The organism is Streptomyces bobili (genome assembly GCF_002154575.1).
In the GTDB taxonomy this organism is placed as follows: Bacteria; Actinomycetota; Actinomycetes; order Streptomycetales; family Streptomycetaceae; genus Streptomyces; species Streptomyces bobili.
In genome coordinates this window covers 1-6,509 of the sequence record NZ_MUBA01000732.1, presented here as the reverse complement: position 1 = coordinate 6,509, position 6,509 = coordinate 1, and the positions used below count along the sequence as shown (strand labels likewise).

At 72.4% G+C, this 6,509-nt stretch carries 6 protein-coding genes and 1 tRNA gene; 6 read left to right on the top strand and 1 reads right to left on the bottom strand.

Annotation, left to right across the window (positions count from 1 at the left end):
- From BZL64_RS36925 to BZL64_RS36915, 3 genes are all read left to right on the top strand, one after another.
- Positions 1 to 1,789: xanthine dehydrogenase family protein molybdopterin-binding subunit (locus tag BZL64_RS36925; RefSeq protein WP_086773376.1), on the top strand; the 1,789-nt coding region annotated here is incomplete at its 5' end.
- Positions 1,790 to 2,045: 256 nt separating this feature from the next.
- Complete coding sequence (locus BZL64_RS36920; RefSeq protein WP_086773375.1) at positions 2,046 to 3,227, top strand: SUKH-4 family immunity protein; 1,182 nt, start codon at positions 2,046 to 2,048, stop codon at positions 3,225 to 3,227.
- 27 nt (positions 3,228 to 3,254) lie between these two features.
- Positions 3,255 to 3,746, top strand: a complete 492-nt coding sequence (locus BZL64_RS36915) for a hypothetical protein (protein ID WP_086773374.1) — start codon at positions 3,255 to 3,257, stop codon at positions 3,744 to 3,746.
- A 166-nt stretch (positions 3,747 to 3,912) separates the two neighbouring features.
- Here the strand turns inward: BZL64_RS36915 and BZL64_RS36910 are convergent.
- Positions 3,913 to 3,987: transfer RNA gene (locus BZL64_RS36910), tRNA-Cys, on the bottom strand.
- 195 nt (positions 3,988 to 4,182) lie between these two features.
- On the opposite strand from BZL64_RS36910, the gene BZL64_RS36905 reads away from it, so the two are divergent.
- The 3 genes from BZL64_RS36905 to BZL64_RS36895 are packed head-to-tail and all read left to right on the top strand — an operon-like array spanning position 4,183 to position 6,265.
- Complete coding sequence (locus tag BZL64_RS36905; protein WP_086773373.1) at positions 4,183 to 5,628, top strand: MFS transporter; 1,446 nt, start codon at positions 4,183 to 4,185, stop codon at positions 5,626 to 5,628.
- Positions 5,629 to 5,680: 52 nt separating this feature from the next.
- Positions 5,681 to 5,878, top strand: a complete 198-nt coding sequence (locus tag BZL64_RS36900) for an Arc family DNA-binding protein (RefSeq protein ID WP_013003224.1) — start codon at positions 5,681 to 5,683, stop codon at positions 5,876 to 5,878.
- Entirely contained in the window at positions 5,879 to 6,265 is a 387-nt protein-coding gene (locus BZL64_RS36895) for a type II toxin-antitoxin system death-on-curing family toxin (RefSeq protein WP_086773372.1), read from the top strand. It abuts the gene before it with no gap.
- The last annotated feature ends 244 nt before the right edge of the window (positions 6,266 to 6,509 follow it).

Below are 6,509 nucleotides of genomic sequence, written 5' to 3'. Positions count from 1 at the left end.
CGACCCGGCCGCGGCCGGCGAGATCGTCGTCGAGGGCCAGTACCGCATCGGCCGCGCCGACCCCGCCCCGATCGGCGCCGAGGCCGGCCTCGCCGTGCCCAGGCCCGACGGCGGCGTCGAGCTGTACCTCGCCTCCACCGACCCGCACAGCGACCGGGACACCGCCGCGGCCTGCTTCGGCCTGTCACCCGATCAGGTGAAGATCGTCGTCACCGGAGTGCCCGGCGCCACCGCCGACCGCGAGGACCAGGGCTTCCAGCTCCCGCTCGGCCTGCTGGCCCTGCGCACCGGCTGCCCCGTCAAGCTCACCGCGACCCGCGAGGAGTCCTTCCTCGGCCACGCCCACCGCCACCCCACCCTGCTGCGGTACCGCCACCACGCGGACGCCGAGGGCAGGCTCGTCAAGGTGGAGGCGCAGATCCTCCTCGACGCGGGCGCCTACGCCGACACCTCCGCCGAGGCCCTCGCCGCCGCCGTCTCCTTCGCCTGCGGCCCCTACGTCGTCCCCAACGCCTTCATCGAGGGCTGGGCCGTCCGCACCAACAACCCGCCCTCCGGCCACGTCCGCGGCGAAGGCGCCATGCAGGTCTGCGCCGCCTACGAGGCGCAGATGGACAAGCTGGCGAAGAGACTCGGCGTGGACCCGGCGGAACTGCGCCTGCGCAACGCCCTGGCCACCGGCGACGTCCTGCCCACCGGCCAGACGGTCACCTGCCCGGCGCCCGTCGCCGAACTCCTCCAGGCCGTCCAGGAGTACCCGCTGCCCGCCCTGCCGAAGGACTCCCCCGAGGAGGACTGGCTGCTGCCCGGCGGCCCCGAGGGCGCGGGCGAACCCGGCGCGGTGCGCCGGGGCGTGGGCTACGGCCTCGGCATGGTCCACATGCTCGGCGCGGAAGGCACCGACGAGGTCTCCACGGCCACCGTCAAGATCCAGGACGGCATCGCGACCGTCCTGTGCGCGGCCGTCGAGAGCGGTCAGGGCTTCACCACCCTCGCCCGGCAGATCGTCCAGGAGACCCTCGGCGTCGACGAGGTGCACGTCGCGCCCGTCGACACCGACCAGCCGCCGGCCGGCCCCGGCTGCCGCGGCCGGCACACCTGGGTCTCCGGCGGCGCGGTGGAACGCGCGGCCAAGATGGTCCGCACCCAGCTCCTCCAGCCCCTCGCCCACAAGTTCGGCATGTCCCACGAACTCCTCCAGATCACCGACGGCAAGATCACCTCGTACGACGGTGTCCTGTCGACGACCGTCGCCGAGGAACTGCACGGCAAGGAACTGTGGGCCACCGCGCAGTGCCGCCCGCACCCCACCGAGCCGCTGGACGGGGCCGGGCAGGGCGACGCGTTCGTCGGCCTCGCCTTCTGCGCGATCCGCGCGGTCGTGGACGTCGACATCGAACTGGGCTCGGTACGGGTCGTGGAACTGGCGGTCGCCCAGGACGTCGGCCGGATCCTCAACCCGGCCCAGCTCGCCGCCCGCATCGAGGCCGGCGTCACCCAGGGCGTCGGCATCGCCCTCACCGAGAACCTGCGCACCCCGCGCGGCCTGCTCCGCCACCCCGACCTCACCGGCTACGCCCTCCCCACGGCCCTGGACGCCCCGGACATCCGGATCGTCAAGCTGGTCGAGGAGCGGGACGTGGTCGCGCCGTTCGGCGCGAAGGCGGCCAGCGCGGTACCGGTCGTGACCTCCCCGGCGGCGATCGCCTCCGCCGTACGGGCCGCCACCGGCCGCCCGGTGAACCGGCTGCCGATAAGGCCGCAGGCGGCCGTGGTCACGGGCCAGTAGGGACGCGACGCGGGGCGCGTGAGGGCCGCCGGTCTTCACGCCCTCTTCGCCGGTCGCCGGACCGCGCGCCCCCATGTCATGTCCCGGACTGCGCCCGGACACCGGGGAGTTGACCGTGGGGGAGACGGTCGAGGAGATCCTCGTGGGAGGGAACGCGGGCGGGTGGCCAGGCGTCCTTCTTGTCGAGGGCCGTTGTCAGTGGTGCCGCGTAGTGTGCGGAGCAGTGGGACGGCGAATCTTCACGCACGGGGGACCGATGAGCACGACCAGCACCACCACCGGCACGCCGGTGATCACCCTCTCCGAGGCCGAGCTGGATCCGTACGTCACTCACGCGCCGAGCCGCCGCTGGCTGAGCGGCCCCGGACTGCCCGACGTCGGCGCGCTGGTGACGTTCGAGGCGCTGCGCGCGGACGGCCTGCGCACGGTCGCCGACTCCACCGGCGACCCCGGCCACCGGCTCCCCGACGACCTGCGCGACCAGCTCGTCATCGGCGGACTCCTCGGCCCGGCGGGCCCGGTGACCGAGTCGGTGCTGCTCGACGGCGTCACCGGAGAGATCACGACGACGTACTTCTTCCACGACCGCCCCGACCTGATGGACCGCCGGCCGCTCGCGTCCTCCCTGGAGAAGCTCGTGCGGTTCGCCACGGCGGCCGACGAACTCGCGGCGCTCAGAGGCCAGTTCGCGGCCTACGCCGGGCGCTTCGGGCCGGAGGCGGTGGCCGAGGCGTCCGGACAGCTCCTCGCGCTCTACGAGTCGGGGGCCGACGGCGAGGTGCCGCCGTTCTGGCGGCTGGCCGCGGTGGTCCGCCCGCTCGCGTTGATCGCGGGCCCCGGCACGCGTTCCGGGCTCGCCCTGGACCTGCCGCCCCGGCTGCTGGACGAGGAGTTCGACATCGGCGCGATCGTCCGCTTCGAGGAGGTCGACTTCCCGGCCGCCCTCTTCCACGAGCCGACCCGTCGCTTCCTGCGGGAGACGGGCCTGCCCGAGGACTGCGTCTGGTTCTCCCTCGACATGGACGTCCCGCTGCCGACCCTCGCCGAGCACTGGGCGGACGAGCCGGACACCCGGCTCCCCGAAGGCGCCGACCGTCTGATCCGCCTCGGCCACCTCGTGGAGGACACCAGTCTCGTCCTCGACGGCACCACCGGCGCCGTGCTGTCCTGGAGCGAGGCGGAGGCCCGGCTCCGCCCGCTGAACGCCGACATCTCGACACTCGCGTTCACCCTCTGGCTCGTCCACCGCGAGCACACCCTCGACGCGGACCACGAACTGACCGAGGCCTACGACCAGTTGGCCGCCACCATGACCCGCACCCTCGCGGCCCTCGACCCGGTGGCCTGCGACCCGACGCCCAGAACACCCACCGACGACGGCTGGCGCTACTGGCCGGGCATGTTCGAGGACGAGGCGGGCGGCGGACTCTACGCGTAGGGCGGCCGCACACCGTAGGGTCCCCGGATGGACTGGCTGGCCCCGGTGAACACATTGACAGGCGCGGCGATCGGCATCGGATCGACCTTGCTGGCGGACCGCATCCGCTGGCGCCGCGACCGCGAGGCACTCGACCGGGACACGCGAAGGCAGGCCTACGCGGCGTTCATGGCGGCGCTGTCCGAGGTCTACACCCGCCTGCACGAGACCGCCCGCGAGACGCTCCCCGCGTCGGAGGCCCGCGCGGCCGCGCACGAGGCCTTCACCACCAGTAACCTCTACCCGCTCCGCTACGAACTCGCGCTGATAGCCCCCTGGGACGTCATGGAACCGGTCAACCAGGCCTTCTGGAAGGTCCGCGACCTACGCGACCTGGTCGCAAGGGGCACCCACACGGACGCCCCGGACTTCCGGACCCACGTGAGCGACTACCTGAAAGCCACGGAATCGGCCCAGGCAGCGATGCGCCGAGACCTGGGCACGCCCTGGCCGCGGGACGCGGGGGCGGGAGGGGCGTAGCCCATGACGGGTGAACGAGATCGACCCCGCGATGTCCGGGAGGGCGCCACCTCTCTAGGCGGACCCCGGAAAGCCAAGCAATTGGCAGATCCGGGCCAGTGACACGCCGTAGAAGTGGCGGATCGCCGGCCCAGATCTGCCGATCAGCGTCGGCGGAGCCGACGGGTGGAGGCCGTGGCGGGATTCGAACCCACGTAACTCGCTTTGCAGGCGAGCCCCTGAACCACTCGGGCACACGGCCGTGACGGACGGTTCCCTGTGAACCGCTTGGTCATGACCGTAGGCCCCCGGAATCGCGGGGCCAAGGGAAGCGTGGGGGTTGCAATGGGACTGCCATGTGCCGTTCATGAACGGGTCGGCGTAGGACCATCGGACGAGGGCCGGTCCCGTCTCTCGACAGGGGTCAAACTCGGTTGTGGGCCTTACTCTGGCGGGCATGGCCGTCCATGAACCTCGCGACACCGGTGTCGCAGACGTACCCGGGAAGTCCAGCTCGCGCCGACCGGAGGAGGGCGTGCTGGGGCGGGACTTCCGGGCCCTGAGCATCGGGATCGTGTCCGTCGTGCTGCTGATCGCCTTCGAGGCGACCGCCGTGGGGACGGCGATGCCGGTCGCGGCGCGGGAGCTGGACGGGCTGTCCCTGTACGCCTTCGCCTTCTCGGGGTACTTCACGACCAGCCTGTTCGGCATGGTGCTGGCCGGCCAGTGGTCCGACCGGCGGGGCCCGCTCGGACCGCTGACCTGCGGGATCGCCACCTTCGCCGCGGGGCTCGTGCTGTCGGGGACCGCAGGGGCCATGTGGCTGTTCATCCTCGGGCGGGCCGTACAGGGGCTGGGCGGCGGGCTGGTGATCGTCGCGCTGTACGTCGTCGTGGGGCGGGCCTATCCGGAGCGGCTGCGGCCCGCGATCATGGCGGCGTTCGCGGCGAGCTGGGTCGTGCCGTCGGTGGTGGGGCCGCTGGCGTCGGGCGCGGTGACCGAGCACCTCGGCTGGCGGTGGGTGTTCCTCGGCATCCCCGTACTGGTCCTCTTCCCGCTCGCCCTCGCACTGCCGCAGATACGGCGGCTGGCCGCGGGCCCGGTCGACGGCGCCGCGAACGCCTCCTCCGACCGGCGCCGCATCCGCCTCGCGCTGGGCATCTCCCTCGGCGCGGCGCTGCTCCAGTACGCCGCCCAGGACCTGCGCCCGCTGTCGCTCCTGCCCGCCGCCGCGGGAGCCGCCCTGCTGGTGCCGGCCGTCCTCGGCCTGCTTCCGCCCGGCACCTGGAGGGCGGCCCGCGGCCTGCCCTCGGTGGTGCTGCTGCGGGGGGTGGCCGCGGGGTCGTTCATCGCGGCCGAGTCCTTCGTGCCGCTGATGCTGGTCACCCAGCGCGGCCTCAGCCCGACCCTCGCCGGGTTCTCCCTCGCGGCCGGCGGGGTGACCTGGGCGCTGGGCTCCTGGGTGCAGTCCCGGCCCCGCGTGGAGCCGTACCGGGACCGGCTGCTGACCGGGGGCATGGTGCTCGTGTCCGCCGCCATCGCCGCCGCGCCGAGCGTCCTGATCGACGCGGTGCCCGCCTGGACGGTGGCCGTCGCCTGGGCTTTCGGCTGCTTCGGGATGGGCCTGGTGATCTCCTCCACGAGCGTACTGCTGCTCAAGCTGTCCGCTCCCGAGGAGGCCGGTTCCAACTCTGCGGCCCTCCAGATATCCGACGGCCTGTCCAACGTGCTGCTGCTGGCGGCCGGCGGTGCCGCCTTCGCGGCGCTCGGCGGCGGAACCGTGTCGCACGCGGCCACCGAGGCCGCCGGCGGCTCGCATCCAGCCGCTTTCGCCGCCGTGTTCCTGCCGATGGCGGGGGTGGCGTTGGTGGGAGCTTGGGTGACTACGCGGCTGCGGGCATAGTTTCCTAGTGGTACCAATGTGGCCCCATTGGCGGTACCGTGCTGGTATGGCTATGAACCTTCGTCTGCGCGACGACCAGCAAGAGGCGCTGAAGCTCCGGGCCGAGGAGGAAGGCCGCAGCATGCACGCCATAGTGCTTCAGGCGATCGACCGGTATCTGGAGCAGGAGGCGGATCGGGCCACGGTTCGCCGACTGGGGGCCAAGTACGCGGCGGGCCATGCCGACCTGCTGCGGCGGCTGGGGGAGTAGATGAAGTACCTCACCGTCCAGGAGGCACTGGACCTGGCGGAGCTGGCTTGTGGGGAGCGGACCAGGGTCGCCGTACGCGACCTGGGTCTGCTCAGCTCGGCCGTTCACCGTCCCCAGTCGCAGATGTTCGGCATCGAGGCGTACACGGACCTCTTCGAGAAGGCCGCGGCGCTGTTCCAGTCGCTTGCCGCGAACCGTTCTCTGGTGGACGGCAACAAGCGCATGGCGTGGATGTGCACGGTCGTCTTCCTCGACTTCAACGGCACGGAAATGCTCGACGTCGACCAGGACGATGCGTACAAGCTCGTCATCGAGGTGGCAGCAGGCAGCCTGGAGGACGTGGGGCTGATCGCCGCGCGCTTGAGGGCGCTGCACGAGGCGATGTGAGCTGAGTCCCACCCGGGGGCGACCTGGCGTCGTTCGCACGGTGGTGGTCGGGGACCGCCGGTAGGGTGGCCCGGTTGTCATACGCACCGTGCCGCCCGAAGCCGCACGGTGTGCGAGACCGCACGAAGCCCAACGCACGGTGCGAGACCGCACGAAGCCGAACGCACCGTGCGCGTACCGCACGAAGCCGAACGACCCACGAACCGGAGACCGTGACTACCACCGCCGCCTCCACCCCCACCTC

What these genes read in the sequence shown, in the direction of transcription:
- BZL64_RS36920 (WP_086773375.1), top strand. Translation starts at nt 2,046, where the DNA reads ATGAGCACGACCAGCACCACCACCGGCACGCCGGTGATCACCCTCTCC.
- BZL64_RS36915 (WP_086773374.1), top strand. Translation starts at nt 3,255, where the DNA reads ATGGACTGGCTGGCCCCGGTGAACACATTGACAGGCGCGGCGATCGGC.
- BZL64_RS36905 (WP_086773373.1), top strand. Translation starts at nt 4,183, where the DNA reads ATGGCCGTCCATGAACCTCGCGACACCGGTGTCGCAGACGTACCCGGG.
- BZL64_RS36900 (WP_013003224.1), top strand. Translation starts at nt 5,681, where the DNA reads ATGAACCTTCGTCTGCGCGACGACCAGCAAGAGGCGCTGAAGCTCCGG.
- BZL64_RS36895 (WP_086773372.1), top strand. Translation starts at nt 5,879, where the DNA reads ATGAAGTACCTCACCGTCCAGGAGGCACTGGACCTGGCGGAGCTGGCT.